The sequence below is a fragment of the Fictibacillus sp. S7 genome (genome assembly GCF_004127935.1).
Classification (GTDB): domain Bacteria; phylum Bacillota; class Bacilli; order Bacillales; family Fictibacillaceae; genus Fictibacillus_C; species Fictibacillus_C enclensis.
In genome coordinates this window covers 3971755-3992518 of record NZ_QJKL01000001.1, presented here as the reverse complement: position 1 = coordinate 3992518, position 20764 = coordinate 3971755, and the positions used below count along the sequence as shown (strand labels likewise).

The window sequence follows — 20764 nt, the reverse complement described above, 5'->3', positions numbered from 1 at the left end:
AGTGATTAAAACATAAAAATGCCAGGCTCTTGTAATGGCCTGGCACTTTCGTAGGTTATTTTGCTGTTAGTCTTTATCCGGACTGTTTACCTGCATGGTTCCGATAAATTTCTTGTACAGGTACAGCACCGGGCGGTATTTATGATGCACGAGACCGATGATTTCGGCAATTACTTCGAGCATGAGCAGCAAACCGATAACAATCACCACAGAGCCCCATAACGTACTGGATTCAAAAACTACGGCGGCTACGCTGAAAATGATGCTGAGTGCATAGATAACCAGCACGGTTTTTCGGTGCGACCATCCCAGGTTCATCAGACGATGATGCAGATGTCCTTTATCCGGAGCGGAAATCGGCGTTTTGTTTGCCATTCTTCGGATAATGGCAAAGGATGTATCAAACACCGGAACACCAAGTATGATAATAGGTACGACAAAACTGAAAAGCGTGACGCTTTTGTACAATCCCAGCAAGGATAGAATGGAAATGGAGTAGCCGAGAAACAGAGAACCTGCATCCCCCATGAATATTTTAGCCGGGCTGAAGTTGTACATCAGGAAACCTGCCGTTGAAGCAGCGATGATCAATGCCAATGTAAGGATCATCATGTTTCCGTTTAATCCGGCCATGATCGCAATGGTGATCATTACAATGATGGACACGCCTCCTGCAAGGCCATCCAGCCCATCGATCAGATTGATGGCATTGGTGATGGCAATGATCCAGAAAATCGTTGTGATGTATGCCCATGGACCTAAATGAAATGTACCAACAAAAGGTATGGTTATTAATTCAATGGTTAACCCGGTAGAGGCAACCAGAAGGGCGGCAAAAATCTGGCCGACCAGCTTCACTCGAGCGCTTAACTCAAATTTATCGTCAATCATGCCAATCATGACAATAAGAACAGCGCCAACGATGATCCCGGTTAGCTGCATTTCATACAGGCCCGAGACAAAATATCCAACTACCACTCCGAGGAAGATCCCAACTCCTCCCCAGCGGGGCATTATTTTATCGTGAACTTTTCGTTGATTTGGTTTGTCCGTCACACCCAGCCGAATCGCCAGTTTGATAATGAACGGCATGGCGATTGCGACCACTGCGAATGACACCACCGCAGCAATGATCAATTGAACATTCATGTTATCCCTCTTTTTTTAACTCTTCAATGGATTTTAAGCAAGTTCCACCCTGCTTATGTTGCCCAACAACGCCCCATGAAAATTCGCATTCATCTCTTCAGAAATTATATCTCGAAACCCCAATAAACAAAAGTAAAACTATGCTTACAATTTTGAGTCCTGCTTCATCCCTGGCTTTTTCGTTTAGCCATCTCTTCTTTATTCCACCAAATGAGAGAATTAACGCTACTTTTTAAAAATTTCTGGAAGCAGGAGCAGTGAAGCACTGAGAATTAATCCCACCAGGAGACCTAGTATAGCTTTTCGTTTCGGATTGGCATTCGTGTCTGTTGTATCTACTTTTTCAAGCAGTTTCGGATCTTTTATTTTTAGCATTCTTGTTTTGAGATCAAACAGATATTCTTCTTTTTTGATGGTGCCTTCGCCTGAAACCTCGGTTCCCTCCACCTTTTTAATCTGATGATCAAGGGTTGTTCTCCATTTTTCAGACTGATTGCCGCTCTCGTTCATAAAGGCTTTTACAACAGACTTCAACTGGGTTTTTGCTTTGTTTTTATTCTCATCACTCAAGCTCAGAGTAATGATGGTGTCGGTTTCAGGCACGACCTGAAGCTTTTCTTTCAGCTCCTTTTCCTCATCCTTGCTCAAGCCCTTGACCGACCGAAGAAACTCATTACTCAAAAGATACTCTTTCGCACTGTCTGGGGTATTCAGCGTTGAATTTTCTGCAGATCCCAGTTTTATTTTGGCATCGGCCTGGGAAGTGCCGGGTTCCCTGGACGCTAAAAAATAAGCAATCACAGTGGTTAATATCGGTATCAGCAGCAATAAAATAAAGAACTTTTTAAATCGGTGCCAGATGCTTTCTGTAATTTCTTTCATTTCCTTGTCCATACACTTACTCCCTTACTTCATTGGTCGGTATGACTCCTCATTTTGTTTCACTCTCCAGTAATTAATGAAACTCAAGGAGAATGCGAAGAGAAGCCAAAGATAGTTTAATGATATTTGTGAGCTTGGGCTGATGCAGGAAAGCGAAAAAGCGATCATGCCGCCAAGAAGCCCTTCACTGATCATTTTTTCATAGCGGGTATGAGATTGTCTGAAAATGCGAAAAAGCTGCAGGACGACCCACAAATACAAAAGCACATACCCAATAAAAATCAAGGCGCCGTAATTGACCAGGATTTCCATCCACCAGTTATGGACGTTTATGATTCCCTTTGTCGGGTATTCGGCAAAATGCATCAGATAGTATTTGGCGTTTCCTGAACCAATTCCAAATCCAAAGCTTTTCTCAAAAAATAACCATCCGTTTTTGATCAGGTTGGACCGGATATCCACCGAGGTGATTTCTGCTTCCGGAGCATTGGTGGTCAAGAGGGACACCAGCATGCCTTCCACTTTTGAAACAGCAGCCATAAGCTTGGACGGGTACACCATGGCCAAAGCAGCTCCCCCCGCTGCCCCAAGCAGGATCAGAACTTTTTTGACGTTCCGGTTCGTTAAAAAAACAAACCAGAAGAACAGCCCCAGTGGGATGGCAATAAAATTTGCCCGGGATGACGTGTAAACAAGTACATAAAGAGAAACAAGCATCACCGCTCCGCCTGCTGCTTTCAACAGCCATGATTTTGTGCGGTGCACAAAGGCCAGGGTCAGAAAAAAACTGACAGAGAGAAAACTGGCAAAATCGTTTTCGTTCACAAACACAGATGTCGGAATTCCCTTTTGATACTCTGCCACCTGATTGATTCTTGAGATGGCGAGATGGTTGTGTGTCATATGGTTCCAGAGCCCGATAACCGTCAGTACGGCAAACATCACGAGCCAGATCCAGTACACATGTATATATTCCTCTTCTTTATTCAGGAGAAATACCATGAAAAAGATAAGGGAAATACCAATGACGAGAAAGATCAGATCAACGGCCCCCATGGAAAAAGAGCGTGTCCAACTTAATGAAAACAGGGCATACAGCACCCAAAACAAGTGAAAATACAAAGCCGGCTTGATTTTCACCTTGTCCCATTGCAGTCCTTCCTTTTGAAAGAGAGCGAGGTAAAGGAAAACAGGCACCATGACCATATACAGCATCCTGTACGGAAACATGGTGACCGGGCCGGCCGGGATGCTGAGAATTCCGGCTCCCAGAAAGGAAGTGAAAACCAGGAGATAAAGCAGCAGTGTTGTAAAAGGAATCTCCTGGATGACCGGTCTGGCTGCAAGAAAAACGGCAATCAGTATGATGTAGCCCACAAGCGCGCCTGAAAGCAGAACCGGTGACTGGACAGGTACTTTGCCTAGCAGCCAGTTGCCTGCAAACACCGCAAACAGAAGCGCAAGGATCACTTGAGTTATTTTTGATTCAAGAATATTACGCAAATCCGGCATTTATTTCCCCTCTCCTCGCCTTCCTCCAAAGTTGTGTGTTCCTGGCTGTGGTTGAGGAAAACACTGCAGAAGGTTACACTTGGTTTTTGAGCAGCTGATCTTCAGGTACCGACCGGAACTTCCTGGCCGGATGTCCGGCTACCAGGTTTTCGCTTTCCACATCTTTGGTCACGAGGCTCCCGGCAGCAACTGCTGCTTCCTGTCCGATTACCTTCCCAGGAAGAATGGTTGAGTTGGCCCCAATTCTTCCTCCTTTTTTCACGGTAACCCCTTTAAAATGCTTAAAACGTTCCTTTGAACGGGCCATATAGTTATCATTGGTCGTAACGACCGCCGGGGCGATAAAAACCAGATCTTCCAATTCCGAATAAGCCGTAATGTAGGCATTGGTTTCAATCTTGCATTTCACACCGATCACACAGTCATTTTCAACGGCGGCTCCGCGCCCTATAATCGTTTTTTCACCCACCGTTACCCGCTCGCGCACGGTTGCGAGATCAGCAACAAAAACATCATCCCCAAGTTCCGCACTGGCATAAATGATAGAATTGGTTCCAATCGTTACACCTGAACCGATTTGTGCAGGCGGCAAGGTTTTTAACTCCGGCAAAGCCGAATTCTTTGCACGTGCCGGCTGTTTGCCGATCACGGCATTGTCCTGGATGATGCAGTTATCGCCGATTGTAACTCCGTCATAAATGACGACGTTATGCCCGATCATCACATTCTCCCCGAGCTGTACATGTTCTCCGATTACAACGTTTCTTCCCTGGCACACTGTCAATGGATTCACCTCTTTTTCACCTAGTCCTTTATTATGCGTAAGATGTTTCTTTTTTTGCTTTGGCAGGATGGTTGCTGAAATAAGCTGCGATCTGTTCGACCACATACTCCTGCTGCTCTCTTTTCAATTCCGGAAACATAGGAAGAGACAATACGGTTTCGGCTGCTTTTTCGGTTTCAGGCAGGTCGCCTTCCTTGTAACCAAGCTCACTGAATACAGGCTGAAGGTGAAGCGGCTTTGGATAATAAATCATCGAACCGATGCCCTTCTCTTTCAAAAATTCCTGCAAACCGCTGCGGTCAGGCACCTGAATCGTATATTGGTGGAAAACATGGTAGTTGTGTTCTTCCACAAAAGGCGTTACTACCAGATCCCCAAGCTTTTCGTTCAGCAATTCAGTATATACTGCGGCTTTTTCGCGGCGTGCTTCGCTCCATGTATTTAAATGAGGAAACTTCACATTCAAAATGCCGGCTTGAAGTTCATCCAGACGGCTGTTGTAGCCTAAAATATGATGATAGTATTTCGGTTTGCTGCCGTGGACACGAATCACACGCATGGTTTCAGCAATGTCGTCATCATTTGTTATGATCATGCCACCGTCTCCATAGCCTCCCAGATTCTTTGTTGGGAAAAAGCTGTAAGTTGCCGTCGTGCCAAGTTCTCCAACATTTTTTCCTTTGTATTTGGAACCGATGGCTTGTGCTGCATCTTCAATGATCGCCAGGTTATGCTTTTTGGCGATTTCAGCGATTGGTCCCATGTCCGCCATCTGTCCGTACAAGTGTACTGGTATGATGGCCTTCGTTTTTTCAGTAACTGCTGCTTCGATTTTCGCCGGATCAATATTGTACGTTTTTGGATCGATGTCCACGAATACAGGTACTGCACCAGCTCTTGCTACTGCTCCTGCAGTGGCAAAAAAGGTGAAAGCGGGTACGATGACTTCATCCCCTGCTTTCACTCCGCATCCAAGCAGGGAGATATGAAGGGCATCACTTCCGTTCGCTACCCCGACTCCGTATTTTGCAGAGCTGAAATCCGCAACATCCTGCTCCAGTTTTTTTACATTGTCCCCTAGGATGAAACGAGACCCTGACATGATTTCCTCCAGGCTTGCAAAAATCTCCTCTTTCAATGACTGATATTGCTCTGATAAATCAAGCATTGGCACTTTCATTCATGATCCCTCTTTCTGTGTAGTATTGGCTTAGTTTCTTGAAAACTGGTACGACGGAGTTTCCGCTTTACGTTCGCGATAAGCGCAAATATCCAGGAAACGGTCTGCCAGCTTTGTGATGTTATGTTTGTCGTTCACATACCGGTAGCTGCTGCGGGCAATTTCCGATTTTTCTTCCCCACTCAGGTGAAGCAGTTCAACCAGCCCGTCAGCAAACGCTCCCGGCTTTTCGGGAGGTACAGTTACCCCCGCTTTTGCTTCGGCTACGATATCATTGGATACATTGCCTGCAAAAAGGATCGGCTTTCCGACCAAAAGGTAGTCGTTCAGCTTATTAAGGGAAATCCCGTATTTATAGAGTGTGGTGTCCAGCATGGAAACCAGAAGAACATCCGCAAGGTCAAGCGTTGGCATGACTTCCTTTTTAGGAATGCCATCAAAAAAGTAGACATGCGGATATTCACTTGCCAGCTTCTTCAACTTGTCTTTTTCCGGCCCGTCTCCCACAAGTACAAAAGCTGCCTGGTCTGTCGGAATGAACTTCGCGCTCTTTACGACGGTTTCAAGGGAGTTCGCCACCCCATGGGAACCCACATACATGGCGACCTGCCCGTGCTTTTCTTTAATACTCTCAATTTCTTCGCGAAGAGAGCTATTGCCTTCCTTTTCTTCCATACGATCCATATTGATGCCATTTGGAATCACATGGATGATGCTCTCGTCCACACCCATTTCCTTGATATATTCTGCGGCTCCCGGCAGTGTGACGATGATTTGATCTGCTCGTTTATATACGAACTTTTCAATCGCTCCGAACATGAGAACAGCTGGATGGTATTTTGACATGGATCCGAGCTCAATTAAGGTTCTTGGCCATAAATCTCTGATCTCTACAATGTAGGAAGCTTTTTTCCACCGGCTTAAATAATAGGCAGCCAGGCAGGCAAACAAGTGAACCGAGGATCCCACAATGGCGTCCGGCCGTTCCTTCTTCATCATCCCTCTCCACAGGGCCATGAAGAAGAACGAGATCATGTTCAAAATCCGCATAACTCCGTTCCCTTGGTAAGGAAGAGTCCACAGCCACTCAAAAATGACGCCATTCACATTTTCTTTGTAATTTTTCTTGTGCTTGTTTCTCCACACAAACCGGTAAGCCAGAAAGCTGCTTGCGAAAATCCTGATTTTATGGTCTTTTTTTACCAGTTCATGGGCAATGTCATAGTGTCTGGTTATTCCTGTTTCCGACGGTTTTAACGCTACGTGATTTAAAATCCATACCTTCATCTGACTCACTCCATATTAAAGACCTGTTGCCGGCTCCTGCCAGCCTCTCATATAACGCAACCAGTTCCTGGCTTTCTTTTTCCCAGTTGTATTTCTCGATGACCGCTTTTCTTCCGTTCTCGCCCATCTGCCTTGCTTCCTCCGGATGATCCATCAGCCATTTCATCGCATTGGCTATTGCCTCAGCATCCAGCGGGTCCACACATAATCCGCATTTGTTGCCGATCACGAAATCCTCCCATAACGGAAAGTTGGAAGCGATGGACGGAATACCGGCAGCCATGTATTCAAACAATTTAATCGGATACGACACCATGTAGCGCGGCTCAGGCCGAATCAAAACTAGGCCTGCGGTGGATTGGGAAAGAACGTCTTTTACCTCGCTTCTTCCAAGCCATCCTTTATGGTCAACATGCTGCCATCCATCCTTCTGCTTCATTTCTTGTTCCAAAGCTGGAGGAGCAAACTTCCCAGCCAGAACCAATTCTCCTTCATCTCCCCGGCCATTGAGGAATTCAATGGCAAGCACCATTTCCTTTATCCCGCGAAGCTCAGTAATTCCGCCAATATACAGAAAGCTGTTATCTTTTCTTCTGTTACGGTCTGCCCTAGGCGAGTTTTCTATCAGTTCTTGCAAGATCGGAAAATTGTGAACCGTCACCGTATTCGCATTATAGGTTTTGAAGCGTTTGGTAATGGTAGGTGTTGCGGTTACGACGGCATCAAATTTAGCTGCTGCGAATTTTTCCATCCTTCTGACCGATACCGAGATATTTTTTCTGAGCGGCTTTGGAATCCACTGCTTGGACAATACCTGTTCCGGTACATCTTCATGAACGTCGTAGATTACCTTTTTGCCTTTTCTTTTCAGAAGAAGGCCAATGACCATGAGCTCGGGATCATGAAAGTGATACACCTCTGCATCAATCTCAATGGCCGCTCTGTAAACTGATTTTGCCGCGTCCACCATACGCTTATAACGGTTGCCTGAGGCTGACGTTATGCCAACTACTTTTACGTTATCTATGATTTTATTTTCGGTATTGGGAGCTACTAAATATACATCGTGTCCCGCAAGCGCAAGCGACCGGCATTCTTTTACAAAAATACGGATATCATCTGCGGGATGAACAGAAGTTAAATGACAGATTTTCACGGTGGTTCACTACCTTCAGTTTGTGAGTTTACCATTGGTATGGAAAACCAGACCGGATGGGCCTGGTTTTTTCTTTTGTGACTGTTTTCGTAACCTTGTTTCACTTAGGAGTAGGTTCTTTACGCAAATGTTCCTAAAGTATTTTTATAGCAGGTGGTACGATTTTACTTTGGAAGAGAGTTCTTTCATCGCGTTTCTTGTATCAAACAGCACCGGGCTGTGTTCAGCGATGAGTTCATAGTCAAATGCGCTGTGGTCGGTTGTCAGAAGAACAAGATCGGCATTCTCCAGCACCTCTTTGGACAGCTCGTGTGTTTCGACAATGCCTCCCATGTAGCGGAAGGTTTTGACGTGAGGATCAACTACCGTAAACCGGGCGCCCGCTGTATCAAGCTTTTCAAGAATCGGAATAACCGGTGATTCCCTCATATCCTCGATATCCTTTTTGTAGGCAACCCCGAGGATGACAATGTTGGCACCATTCATGGCTTTCTTTTCCTGATTGAGAATCTTCATGCTTCGCTCGAGTACAAAGTCGGCCATGCTGTTGTTGATTTCTCCAGCAGTTTCGATCAGGCGGGTATGATAGTTGTACTCACGCGCCTTCCAGGTAAGGTAGAATGGATCGATTGGAATGCAGTGTCCGCCAAGTCCTGGTCCCGGATAAAAGGCCATGAAACCGTATGGCTTTGTTTTCGCTGCATCAATCACTTCCCATACGTTGATGTTCATTTTGTCGCACAGGATGGCCATTTCGTTTGCAAGGCCGATATTGATATTTCGGAAGGTGTTCTCAAGAATTTTTTCCATTTCGGCAACAGAAGGGCTGCTTACTTCATGAACTTCGCCTTCCAGCACTGCCCGGTAAAGAGCGGAAGCAACTTTAGTACAAGCCGGGGTTACACCGCCGACAACTTTTGGTGTGTTTTTTGTATTAAACACTTTATTGCCCGGATCCACCCGTTCCGGAGAATAAGCGAGATGAAATTCTTTTCCGCACGTAAATCCGGAAGACTCAAGAATCGGGCGAAGCAATTCCTCCGTTGTACCCGGATAGGTTGTGCTCTCAAGCACAATGAGCATGCCTTCGTGGAGGAACTTCGCAATTTCTTTGCCTGAGCTTTCTACATAGGATGTATCAGGCTGGCGATAAATATCAAGCGGTGTTGGAACGCAGATAGCAACTGCATCCACTTCTGCGATCAGTGAATAGTCGGTGGTCGCCCGGATCTGCTTCGTGGAAGTGAGCATTGCCAGTTCCTCATCCACAACGTCTCCAATATAGTTAATGCCGTCGTTCACCATGTCAACGCGGCTTTCCTGGACATCAAAACCAATGACCTTATACCCTGCCTTCGCTTTTTCAACAGCGAGTGGAAGTCCCACATAGCCAAGTCCCACCACTCCGATGACTGCTTCTTTTGTTTGAATCTTGTTCAGCAATTGCTGTGTTACATCCCGTTGTGTTCGCTGTAGGGTTTCCATTAGTTTAAAACCTCCTGAGGTTGCATTTTTACCGGCTGATTGCTTTCGGATGATTCATACAATGCGAGGACCAGCTCCAGTGCTTTCTTGCCGTCCTCACCCGTTACAATGGGTTCACGGTTCTCTTGAACCGCTTCGACCATATCCTCGATGATGCATTGATGGCCCGGCTTTCCAAATGGGTCTGCCTTAATGGATTTCATAAGTTCCTCTGTTTCTAGTTCAGTTGTTCCTTCGACCACCCAGTGTTCCACGTTGACTGCGGTTGGTCCGCCAATTTTGATGCTTCCCTTTTCGCCGAAGATGGCGAGGGATTCTTCAAAGTTTTTTGGATAAATGGTGGTGGCTGTTTCGATCACACCCAGTGCCCCGCTCGTAAACCTGACGAGACCGGTGCACACATCTTCTGCTTCTATATCACGAATGCGGGTTGCGCTCATGCTGAATACCTCATGAACATCACCCATCATCCAGAGCATTAAATCCAGGTTATGAATCGCCTGGTTCATTAGAACACCGCCGTCCAGCCCTTTTGTTCCTCTCCAGGGAGCCTGGTCATAGTAAGCCTGGTTTCTATTCCACCGGACAGTAGCGTTCACGTGGCTGATTTTGCCAAGCTTCCCGCTCTCGATTACTTCCTTCAGCTTCTTCATTGCCGGACGGAACCGGTTCGGATGAACGACTGCAAGTTTTACGCCATTCTGTTCACACGCTTCAATCATTGCATTTGTATCGTTCAATAAAAGAGCAATGGGCTTTTCTACGACAATATGTTTTTTCGCTTCTGCTCCCTGAACGGCCAATGACGCGTGAAAGCCGCTTGGTGTGCAAATGTTGATGACATCTATATCCTTGTTGCCCAGCATTTCCGTATAATTCGTGTATGTTCTGGCATTATACGTATCTCTGTAGAATTCCATATTTTCCGGGATGGTGTCGCAGACAGCGATAAGTGCTGCTCCTTCTGCCCGTTCAATGGCTTCTGCATGTTTTTTCGCTATATGACCGCATCCTACAATTGCAAAATTAAGCATCGACAAAACTCCTTCATTCTGGCTTGCTTTTCACTAGATTTCTTCGTTCATTTTATAGTATTTCCAAGCAAATTCAGGTAAATTCTCGGTTAAGAGATTGTTAAGCCGATTTACAAAAACGCGCCGTTTTTACGGCCTTTTTCTTCAAAGGCTTACGCTGTCTGCGATTCGGGATTTACATATTCTTAATAAACAGAAATCAATCGGTACTCTTATCTCGAATTGCATATGAAAAAGCACCCTCCTAAAAAAGAAGAGTGCTATATATATATTCTTGCCTTGTATTCAATTATGTTAAATTCTCGGCGCGTTGCATTTGTCTGACCGTTTCCCGAATCCCTTCGGTCAGCGATATTTCGGGTTTCCAGCCGGAAATGCCCATGAACACTTGATTGTCCAGACAACTGCGGTAAATATCCCCTTCACGCGGCTCGCCATAAACCGGCTCAAGCGGACTGCCCATCTCCCTCGCCATAATCCGGTACAGCTCATTCACGGTAATTTCCTCATTGGAGCTTACATTGTAAATCCCGTTTTCCACCCGCAATGCAGCACAATTGGCACGCGCAATGTCTTCTACAAAAATAAAGTCTCGGGTCTGTCCTCCGTCTCCAAAAATGGACACTTGCTCCCCGTTGAGCAGTTTATCCAAAAAGATTTTAATGACTCCGCCTTCCCCGTCCTTTGTTTGCTTCGGGCCATAAATATTGGAATAGCGAAGAATAGAATAGCCAATACCATTCGCCTCACAAAAAGCCGAAACATACATCTCGCAGGAAGCCTTGGAGACGCCATACGGAGCGGTTGGCATTAGATGTTCACTTTCTTTGAGCGGCACTTGTTCATTGTTTCCATAAACCGCTGCTGTGGAGGCAAAGACAAACTTCTTTACTGAAAGCGAACGGGCCAATTCCAGAATCCGGACCGTTCCCTCAATGTTCAATTGCAAGTCGTTCACCGGATCGACTACAGAAGACGGCACACTGGTCTGGGCAGCCAGATGGATGATGGCATCAATCCCGTAAGGTTCAAGCACCTCATTTAGTGAGGAATCCAAAATATCGCCTTCAATGATCACATCCTCCATTTGGACATTGGATGTGCTGCCTGTCAGAAAATTATCCAGCAGAATCGGGTTGTACCCTTCATTTTTCAATGCCTTTTTCGTAAAAGTGCCTACAAAACCGGCACCGCCTGTTATCAATACATTCATGCGCTGTTCCCCCTGCTAATACCTGAGTTTTAGTTTGCGAATGACATTCTTATAGAGCCGCAAATCGCTTTTCTTTACGAGCAAAAAGCGGTGATATGGTTCGTTCGTGACTTTCTTGTAGAGAAAAATCTTGACCACAAAACTGACAAAATAGGTAATGGTCGCCGAAAGCGCTGCACCGTTAAGACCATACTTCGGTATAAGGACAACATTCAGCAGCAAATTAAACAGCACATTAAAAATGGACAGATACATGTTTAACTCCGGCTTTCCTCTACCCGCGATGTCGTTGGACAATATCTTTTCAACCGAAAGCAACGCTACACCCGGCAAGATGATCCGCAGCAAATTTGCACTATTTTCATATTGCTCGCCAAACAATGTGACGATCAGATCCTTTGCGATGAGTGTACCGGCCAATGCAATCACAAACGTAATCGCTAAAATATTCCGTGACACCAGCGAGGTCAGATGGTTTCGTTCTTCTTCGGTTTCGATGGCGGCAATTTTAGGGTAAAGGACATTTGACACCGATGCTGCAAAAATAGCAAGTCTTTCCCCGATATTCATCGCGGTGACATAAATCCCCACTGCCGAATCCACCATGAAGAAACCGATAAGAAAGATAACAATGCGGTAGTTCAGAAAACTCGCAAAGTTACTGATATGTGCCTTCAATCCATATTTAACGGATTTTCGGAAGTACTCCCATGAGAATCCCCGAATATCAAAGCGCAATTTATGCCTTTTTTTCAGCTGATAGACCATATAAACAACGTTAATCAAGTTCCCTGCAATAAACGCCAGGATTGCTCCTTCCAGACCAAGTCTGAAGATCAGCACAAATACAGCAACAAAGGCCAATATGCCAAGCTGGTTCACCACCATCGCGGTATTGAACAGCTTAAAATCCTGCAATCCCTGAAAGACCGTCTGAAAATATTCACGCAAAAACATGAATGGCAGGGCAAGCAGGCACAAGTACAAGAGAACATGCGGTGTCTCATTAAAGAACTTTTCGGAAAAAAAGAAGATGACGACCGCTCCAAGCCCTATGCTAACAAGGCTCAGCAATGTGCCGATGATAATATTGTTGTTATAGACAGTATTTAGCTTAACCTCCCCTTTACTGATGTAATAAATGGTGGAGGTGTTGATGCCCAGGGTCAAAAAGGTGAGCAATACCGTAGGAAGAAGGGTGATCAGCGAGTATTTCCCCTGCCCCGCAGGTCCCAGAATCCGGGCAAGCACTACCAGCAGGAGAATGCCGATTACGATATTGGTCACCTGTCTGGAAAACGTTAAGAAACTGTTTCTGACAAAGCTTCGGTTGTCGTCGCTCATATCAAGAACCGCTCCCATTCTTTACACTCATTAAAAAGCTGTGGTAATTCTTTTGAGCATTGTATTCCTGTTCCCATTTACCATATGCATACTCACGATAGGTTTGTTTTTGCTCAACGGGCAAAGCTGCAAATTTCTCGATATAACCCGCAAGTTCCTCTGCAGAGACATCAGATGGAATCAAGAAGCCGTTGCTCTCATCGACCAGCTCCCTCACTCCGCCAACATCCGTCGCAATGACAGGTATTCCTGTACTGAATGCTTCCATAATGGTCACCGGTATTCCTTCACTCGCACTGACATTAACAAAAAGGTCCACGGGGCTGGTTCGGTAAAATTCAAAGATTTGCTGTTGGGTCCAGTGCCCCTTGAAATCAATGGCAATCCGGCCATCCAGCTCTTCCTTTGCTTTTCTTTCCAGCTTTTCACGATCCTCCCCATCCCCTATATGGGTCCAATGGATCGGAATGGTTGTCTGCTTTAAAGCATCTACAAGCAGGTCCAGTCGTTTCACAGGCTTCACATACGAACAGGTTACAATCCGCAAGATCCCATCGGTGGATGGAGAAGACGTAAATCCTGGTTTTTCTGTACCCAAACGGTGAACAAGAAGATTCGCTCCTGCACCGGAATACTTGCCTTCCAAAAATCGTTTCCCATCCTCGGAAATCATGCTCACGGAATTTAACGCGTTAATCACTCTTTCCTGAAATGGAAGATAAGGAGGTGAATGCCTGTAATCATATACATCCCCGCCGTGAGCCCGTGAGACGGCGAGAAGTTCCGGATAGGTTTCCTTCAGCATGGCCAGCGCCACTGCGGCCGGCGTCAGCCAGTAGGAATAAAACACGGCATCATTTATGGCAAAGCCGGGATCATCGAGCCATTTTTTCTTTATTTCGTCACGGATCCTGAGAGCGTGACTGAGCCAATTGGCCAGCTGCATCAATCCTTTGCTTCCAAAAGCCCTGGCCTTCGGCAGCTCCGCTGAAAGCCAGCGGCGTCCCTGGGGGTCGGCGGTTACACTGTAAAAGGTATGAATATACTTTTTTGTGCCTCTCGGTCTTCCCGGTATGGAATGTAGCTGAATACGATCAGGTACCATACGCTTTTCACCACTGCCGTTGACTGAAGCAATATCTATTTTTTCAAATAGGTTCACCATATACTTCATTTCAGTTTCCAAGAACTGCTCCCCGGGCAGATAGGGATAACGGTTGGTTATAAGAATCATATGCTTTCTTGCTGTTTCCTTCACGTTTTGCAATGTGTTCACCATCCTTGGTATCCTTGCTGCTCTTTTCATTCTTTCCAAAACTGGCCCGTATAAGGCCGTTCACTTAATCTTTCGAAGGCCATTTCCTTTTGTGAAACCTTAACTTTCCTTAAAGCGGCCTGAGTTCTTATGATAGGGGTTGATTGTTAACGCACCTTAAATTTATTATGAAACTTTTGTAAAACAATGCGGAATAAGGCTTTACAGCTCCCTTATTCTTCATTAAAATGTAATATTCTTTATAATTTTTTTATTGAATTTACACAACTTTAAAGGTATCTTTATTGTATGCTTCCATAAATTTACGTTCCTTATGTCGAGGGTATTCGACAAGGGACGGGAAGATACTCTGTTGTTCCAGCAATAAAAACGAACCAAAATATTAACTCATATAGATAAAAGAAGAGACAAAAAGGAGAATATAATAGATGGACCGTCAACAAATGCGGAAAAAGAAGCAGAAAAAAAGACGCATTAAATTTATCGTCTTTCCACTGATTCTTATTCTTTTAGGAACAGTCGGTTTCGGATCTTATTTAACCTATAAATTAGCGAATGCTTCATCAAAAGCGCAAGAGACGCTTTCACGGGGAGAAAAATCGAATCTTCGTCTCAATGCTATTGATCCAGGCAAGGATAACTTTTCTGTTCTGATTGCAGGTATTGATGACAGTAAACACCGGAAGGGTAAAAAGGGATTTGAAGGCAACCGTACAGATGCCCTGATCTTAGCCACCTTCAATCGGGAACAGAAATCAGTAAAAATGGTCAGCATCCCGCGTGACTCTTACGTTCAGATACCTGGCCGGATCAACAAAGATAAAATCACACATGCCCATGCCTATGGCGGCATCGACCTGACTGTTGATACTGTGGAACACTTGTTTAACCTTCCAGTAGACTACTATGTACGTGTTAACTTCGATGCTTTCTTGCAAATTGTAGACACGCTTGGCGGCGTGGATGTGGATGTGAAAAAGAAAATTGTCGAGCAGGATAGCCAGGACCGGCCGAAAGCCATTACCATTGAACCCGGCAAGCAACGCTTAAATCCTGAAGAAGCGCTTGCTTATGCCCGTACCCGGCATGCAGACTCTGACATCATGCGGGGCGACAGGCAAAAACAAATCGTGGAAGCCATCATTAAAGAATCCACACAAATTAAGTCCATTCCAAAGTATGGTCAGCTGATTGAAAACGTCGGAGACAACATGTCCACCAACTTTACGCTGGGTAACATGATTGCACTCCTTAAATACGCAAAATCAATAAACAATATTGAATCGTTGAGCCTGGAAGGCAGCGATGCAAGGATCAATAATATCTATTATTATTCCTTAGACGAGCAATCAGTACTCGATGTTTCAAACAAATTGAAAGAACATCTGGACTACTCAGGAACAGGAACAACAGATACAGATACAAACAGCAGCACAGACAGCACTACAAATTAAGACGCTCAAGTAAGCTGGCCAATCATGGCCAGCTTTTTCTTTTTCCGTTTATTGAAATAACTGGATTATTACCCCTATTTTTCAAAATAGAGATCAATTGACATTTTTCGACTAATCCACTAAGATTTTAAGATGGTAGAGAACGGGTATAAGTAAGATGGATATAAATTTATTCTAAAATAACGATAGAAAACAGGGGGATTTAGAAATTGAGTAAAAATATCATAATTCGCGCCGGCATGGCGCCGTATGACAATTACGAACCAACGCAGATTATTGTCAACAATTCGATCGGCGGAAACGTAGGTAACTTGGTGTATCAATACAGTGTGTTCCGAACCCTAATGACAGAGGGGACTACTATAACACCAGACCATTATGATTTTAATCCCAAGTATGCCGATGAGATCAACGAAAAATACGATGCGTACATTATTCCTTTGGCAGATGCGTTTCGGGAGGACTTTGTTCCGTCATTGCGCAAATATACGAAATTGATCAAGAAACTTAAGATTCCAGTGGTAGTGATTGGTGTAGGCCTGCGCGCGCCATTTGAACCAAAACTCAATGAAGGCTTCTCTTTTGATGAAGATGTAAAAGCCTTTGTTAGTGCGGTATTGGAAAAGTCATCCATTCTGGGTCTGCGCGGCCAAATTACTTCTGACTATCTTTCAAGACTCGGCTTCCGGGAAGGAACCGATCACACAGTTATTGGCTGTCCTTCCATGTATGCGTACGGCCGGGAGCTGAAAATACGTGAAACAAATATTACACCAAATTCCATGGTAAGCGTCAACTCTTCACGCCTTTCACCTAAGAATGTGCTCGATTTTATTGACAGAAGCATGAACCAATTTCCAAATCATTACTTTATTCCGCAATGGATGAAAGAAATGGTGATGACCTATGTAGGCGCCCCTTCTGTATCCAACGCAAAGGACAGCTATCCGAACCGCATGTCCCACCCATTGTATCTTGAGGACCGTGTCCGTTATCCTCTCAATGCTACAGGATGGTTTGATTTCCTTAAACAGGCAGACTTAAGCTTTGGTGCCCGGCTGCATGGAAATATTGCTGCTGTTCTGGCAGGTACACCTAGCATCCTCATTCCAAAAGATGCCCGCATGAGAGAGTTGGCAGAGTACCACAACCTTACTCATATTATGGCCAACGAAATTACCGATCAAACCAATATCATGGACCTGGTCGAAACACTTGATTTCCAATCCGTCACCAAAAATCAGGGCAAAAACTTTGATCATTATATTGATTTCTTAAACAAAAACAATCTTGATCATATTTATAAAGAAACCCTTACTCCTTCTTCAGTACCGCTTGATGACAAAATGGATCAGTCTAAGGTTCGTCCTCCAATTGGCACCATTACAGGCTGCACAAAAGAGGAAATGGTTCAGCGGTGGGAAAGCTATTACCCTAAAGTAAATGCCAAAGAAGAAGCCAAAGCTGAGCAAACCAAGAAAAAACTAAATGCCAAAATCAGTGAAAAAGATAAAATCATTAAAAAGCAACGCGGAACACTAAATCGAAAAAGTGTAAAACTGGCCTTAAAAGTCGCCGATATCGTAAAATAACAAAAACGCCCCTAAAGCCGATTGGCTTTAGGGGCGTTTTTTTTACTTTAAGCAAAGAAACGGTCGACGATCCGACCAGCTGCGCCACCGTCTTCGAGGCTGCAGTATTTCTCATGAAAAGCCGTATATCGCTCACTGTAGTCATGCTTAATACGCTCAATATTTTTAATTGACTGCGTCACTTCGTCTGAGGTTCTCAGCAGCGGCCCGGGTGCTTCTTTTTCAAAATCCATGTAGAAGCCCCGCAATTGATCACGGTACATCTCAAAATCATACGTAAAGAAGAGAATCGGCCGCTTCATATTCGCGAAGTCAAACATGACCGAAGAATAGTCGGTGATCAATATGTCTGTCACCAGATACAGATCCTGGATATCCGGATAGCTTGAAACATTGTATACGAAGCTCTTGTAATCTTCAGGAATGGACACCTTGTTGCTGACAACCACATGCATACGAAGCAAAAGCACATAGTCATCTCCCAGTTCCCGCTGCATTTGTTCAAAATCGAATTGCAGTTCAAAGGTGAACTTGTTGTTTTTCGACGTTTGATTGTCCCGGAAGGTCGGTGCATACAGAATCACCTTTTTATCCTCCGGGATGCTCAACCGCTGGCGGATGCTGTCTGTCAGTTGGCTTCGGTCCTCCCTGTAAAAAATGTCGTTACGGGGATAGCCGATCTCGAGCATCTCGCCTTTATAGCGAAATGCACTTCTGAATGCCTGACTGGCATAAGCACTCGGAGAAATAAGATAGTCCCACGTCTTGGTTGCTTTATGCACACGCTCGACATATCCTTCGTCCCGGCCCTCCACCTGCTCAATATCAAAGAGCATCCTCTTAAGTGGTGTTCCGTGCCAGGTTTGGATATAGGTCGTTTGTTTCCGTTTCCCAAGATAGGTCGGGAAGTTCTGATTGTTTACCCAGTACCGTGCTTTTGCAAGATAATAATAATAGCTGGGACTAAGTCGTTTAACGACTTTCGTATCCGGGTCAATGAACGCACCCTTTTTGTTGTAGATCCAAACCTTTTTATAATTCAGCCCGCGTCTGAGGATTTCCTCATAAATGGCGCGAGGGCTGTCGGCATACTGCTTACCCACACCGCTCTCGAAAACAATCAGGTTTTCATCAACCGGAAGGATACGCTGTGCCACTTTATAAAAGACACGCATGGATGGAAAATAATATTTGCTTTTGCGATACCGCCGCAAAAAAGCCTGAATGAGTTCATCATCCTGAATAGAACGGATCCAATGCTTTTTCGCAGGAAATTCCGAGACTGCCTCATAAATCCGGTCATTATGATGCAGGTCCCTGTACTTTAAAAATTTATAGGATCGTCTGATGTATTGTTCTTCTGCAGCAAAGTGATTTTTTGCGTATTTTTTCACCTCTGTAAGAATCTCCTCTGCATCAAGTACGATTCTTCCCGGCAAATCATTTTCCAGATCAAGGTGAGACGGACGTTTTCCAATAAAACGGTTTTGGTCAAACTGATAATAGAGAATCGGTTTATGAAGGAAGCTGAAATCGAATCCGACCGATGAATAATCGGTAATCATCATGGCGCTTTCCTTCAGCAGCAGCTGAACATCCACTTCTCCCTGGCTGATGATTCGTACAGGAGAATCGGCAAAAAAGGATGTAAACTTCTGCATGTTCGGATGAAGGCAAAATACGATTTCAAAATTCAGCGAATCCGCTAATTCGTGCAGCTTCGGATGATTGATCAGCTCCCGATAGCGCTCAAAATACTCACTTTCAATGAACACTTCATCGGTTATAATCCAGTCTCTCCAGGTTGGAATAATCAACAATTGGCGCTTTTTCTCAACATCGTCTGCCAGCAGACTGTCAAACCTCGAAAGCCCGGTAATGGCTACTTCGTCAGGGTCGTAGCCAAAATCATGAACAATCATATTTTTTTCAAAGTCGGAGCTGACCAAAAATAAGTCTGTATCAAAGCCTGGCGCCCGTTTCCCATAGTTGGCCACCATATTTTTGGTTCCCATGACTCCATGCTGCAAAAAGATCTTTGTCGCTTTTATCGCTTTTTTATACTGTTTGGTCCGTAGCGGATACAAATAATCCGGGTGATGAGAACCAATTACCTTTTGTGCCATGAAGGTATGAAAAATGTGTTCCTTTGATTTAAAGTAAAGAATATTCCCCAGCTCTTCTACGTTTCTTAATTCCGGTGAATCCTGCTCAATCACATAATACACATTCTTCTCGGGATGCTGTTTTCGTACGTAGTTAAAAAAGTGGTATCCAGTGTCCTGTGCCTTATAGGGACGTTCTCCCACCAGCCATATGTTTCGTTTTTTGTAAAATGGCCTTAGAAGCCATGCCCAGCGCTTAATTTTTCTAAGATACCGGTAAGTGCTTTCCTCGAATTCATCCACTTGAAGGGAAAGGTTAAAACCTTTAAAGGTAAAGTAAGGCGCGAGGGCATACGTGCTTTCCCCTGCTCTGGCATAGCCGTCCCTCAAAAAATACTTCACCTGAAATCTTGGCCGGCCAATCCTGACCAGAACAGGTGGGTGAGGAAATCCAAAGCTCAGTTCAAAGAAGAAATCATAAATATCCTGGCTGTACATCGGGTCGTTAAACAACGGCTCGAAATCCACATTCACTCCATATCTGTAGCGGTGCATTCCAAACTTCAGCCGTGTTTCTTCATGCATCTTTTCGATTTCAGCAGGAAGCCGTTTTTCCACGTTGGTATCACGGCCTTTTAACAGCAGTTGAATGTTCTTGATTCCAGCATCCCTTGTAAAAAGTTTTCCATTAAAGGAAAGCTTGTCTTTTCGAAAGTACATCTCATCGATCTGCACTTTCGGCTTTATGTTCACCATTCCCCGAGTCACAAAGGAAACATTCCCTTTTTTTGTAACATAAAGATATGAACTTAAACCTTCTTCGGTTTGGTAGGGGACAAATTCCTTATAGTCCATTTCAGCAAAGCGGCCAAGGCGGATTGGATAGCAAATATCCTGTCCGCCATCTGCACGGGGATAAAAGACAGCCAGGTCCTGCTTCCCTTCCAGTAAGTCTTCCTTTACCTCTTCAGCAGGGCGCTGTATTCCAAGGTACAGATCAAAGTTTGCTCGTTCTTCACCAGGAAAAAGGGAATCAATGTCACTCACCCGGACTTCAAACGAAAAACGGGGGGATGGTTCTATTTCAGCTACCTTGATCAGCTCACCGGTATTGCGGGATAAAAACAGAAGCTCCCTGACCCGGACATGGGAATCTAAATATCCTTCAATGGCCACCTTCTCCCCGGTTTGCATGATCATCAACCATTGCTTAAATGTCTTTCTTTTGCGGACCTTTTTTTCCGGCCGCAGCATATGTATGATTCGATTTAAAATACCGGTTCGGTTTTTCATTCTTCCATTCTCCCTCAT

At 44.7% G+C, this 20764-nt stretch carries 15 protein-coding genes; 2 read left to right on the top strand and 13 right to left on the bottom strand.

Annotated features, from left to right (window positions below; all coding sequences use genetic code 11):
• Positions 1-66 precede the first annotated feature (66 nt).
• The 12 genes from DMO16_RS20290 to DMO16_RS20235 form a co-directional block, all read right to left on the bottom strand.
• Complete coding sequence (locus DMO16_RS20290) at positions 67-1149, bottom strand: glycosyltransferase family 4 protein (protein WP_061971866.1); 1083 nt, start codon at positions 1147-1149, stop codon at positions 67-69.
• A gap of 225 nt (positions 1150-1374) precedes the next feature.
• Positions 1375-2043, bottom strand: coding sequence for a hypothetical protein (locus tag DMO16_RS20285; protein ID WP_061971864.1), 669 nt, complete (start codon positions 2041-2043; stop codon positions 1375-1377).
• Between the two features lie 12 nt (positions 2044-2055).
• The gene (locus DMO16_RS20280) at positions 2056-3543 is read right to left on the bottom strand and encodes an O-antigen ligase family protein (protein ID WP_129479783.1); all 1488 of its coding nucleotides are present in this window, start codon (positions 3541-3543) and stop codon (positions 2056-2058) included.
• Between the two features lie 73 nt (positions 3544-3616).
• The gene (locus DMO16_RS20275; protein WP_061971860.1) at positions 3617-4336 is read right to left on the bottom strand and encodes an acyltransferase; all 720 of its coding nucleotides are present in this window, start codon (positions 4334-4336) and stop codon (positions 3617-3619) included.
• 22 nt (positions 4337-4358) lie between these two features.
• Positions 4359-5507, bottom strand: coding sequence for a DegT/DnrJ/EryC1/StrS family aminotransferase (locus DMO16_RS20270; RefSeq protein ID WP_061971858.1), 1149 nt, complete (start codon positions 5505-5507; stop codon positions 4359-4361).
• A gap of 30 nt (positions 5508-5537) precedes the next feature.
• Complete coding sequence (locus DMO16_RS20265; protein WP_061971856.1) at positions 5538-6794, bottom strand: glycosyltransferase family 4 protein; 1257 nt, start codon at positions 6792-6794, stop codon at positions 5538-5540.
• Positions 6727-7950 carry a glycosyltransferase family 4 protein gene (locus DMO16_RS20260; RefSeq protein ID WP_129479781.1) on the bottom strand — a complete coding sequence of 408 codons (1224 nt, stop codon included), beginning with the start codon at positions 7948-7950 and terminating at the stop codon, positions 6727-6729. The genes DMO16_RS20265 and DMO16_RS20260 overlap by 68 nt, the downstream gene beginning before the upstream one ends.
• Positions 7951-8094: 144 nt before the next feature.
• Positions 8095-9435 carry a nucleotide sugar dehydrogenase gene (locus DMO16_RS20255; protein WP_061971851.1) on the bottom strand — a complete coding sequence of 447 codons (1341 nt, stop codon included), beginning with the start codon at positions 9433-9435 and terminating at the stop codon, positions 8095-8097.
• Positions 9435-10469 (bottom strand): Gfo/Idh/MocA family protein, encoded by a 1035-nt coding sequence (locus tag DMO16_RS20250; protein WP_129479779.1) that lies wholly within the window; start codon positions 10467-10469, stop codon positions 9435-9437. The genes DMO16_RS20255 and DMO16_RS20250 overlap by 1 nt, the downstream gene beginning before the upstream one ends.
• Before the next feature lie 289 nt (positions 10470-10758).
• On the bottom strand, positions 10759-11682 hold the full coding sequence (locus DMO16_RS20245) for an NAD-dependent epimerase/dehydratase family protein (protein WP_129479777.1): 924 nt from the start codon (positions 11680-11682) through the stop codon (positions 10759-10761).
• 15 nt (positions 11683-11697) lie between these two features.
• Positions 11698-13026 carry a flippase gene (locus tag DMO16_RS20240; protein ID WP_164988976.1) on the bottom strand — a complete coding sequence of 443 codons (1329 nt, stop codon included), beginning with the start codon at positions 13024-13026 and terminating at the stop codon, positions 11698-11700.
• A 1-nt stretch (position 13027) separates the two neighbouring features.
• Positions 13028-14302 (bottom strand): glycosyltransferase, encoded by a 1275-nt coding sequence (locus DMO16_RS20235; protein WP_206738144.1) that lies wholly within the window; start codon positions 14300-14302, stop codon positions 13028-13030.
• A 428-nt stretch (positions 14303-14730) separates the two neighbouring features.
• Between DMO16_RS20235 and DMO16_RS20230 the strand changes: the two genes are divergently transcribed.
• Both DMO16_RS20230 and DMO16_RS20225 read left to right on the top strand, forming a co-directional pair.
• A complete protein-coding gene (locus DMO16_RS20230; protein WP_061971841.1) occupies positions 14731-15756 on the top strand; it encodes an LCP family protein in 1026 nt (341 codons plus the stop codon).
• Positions 15757-15995: 239 nt separating this feature from the next.
• A complete protein-coding gene (locus tag DMO16_RS20225) occupies positions 15996-17348 on the top strand; it encodes a polysaccharide pyruvyl transferase family protein (protein WP_061972888.1) in 1353 nt (450 codons plus the stop codon).
• A gap of 47 nt (positions 17349-17395) precedes the next feature.
• Here the strand turns inward: DMO16_RS20225 and DMO16_RS20220 are convergent, their stop codons facing one another.
• The gene (locus tag DMO16_RS20220; protein ID WP_164988974.1) at positions 17396-20746 is read right to left on the bottom strand and encodes a CDP-glycerol glycerophosphotransferase family protein; all 3351 of its coding nucleotides are present in this window, start codon (positions 20744-20746) and stop codon (positions 17396-17398) included.
• Between the last annotated feature and the right edge of the window lie 18 nt (positions 20747-20764).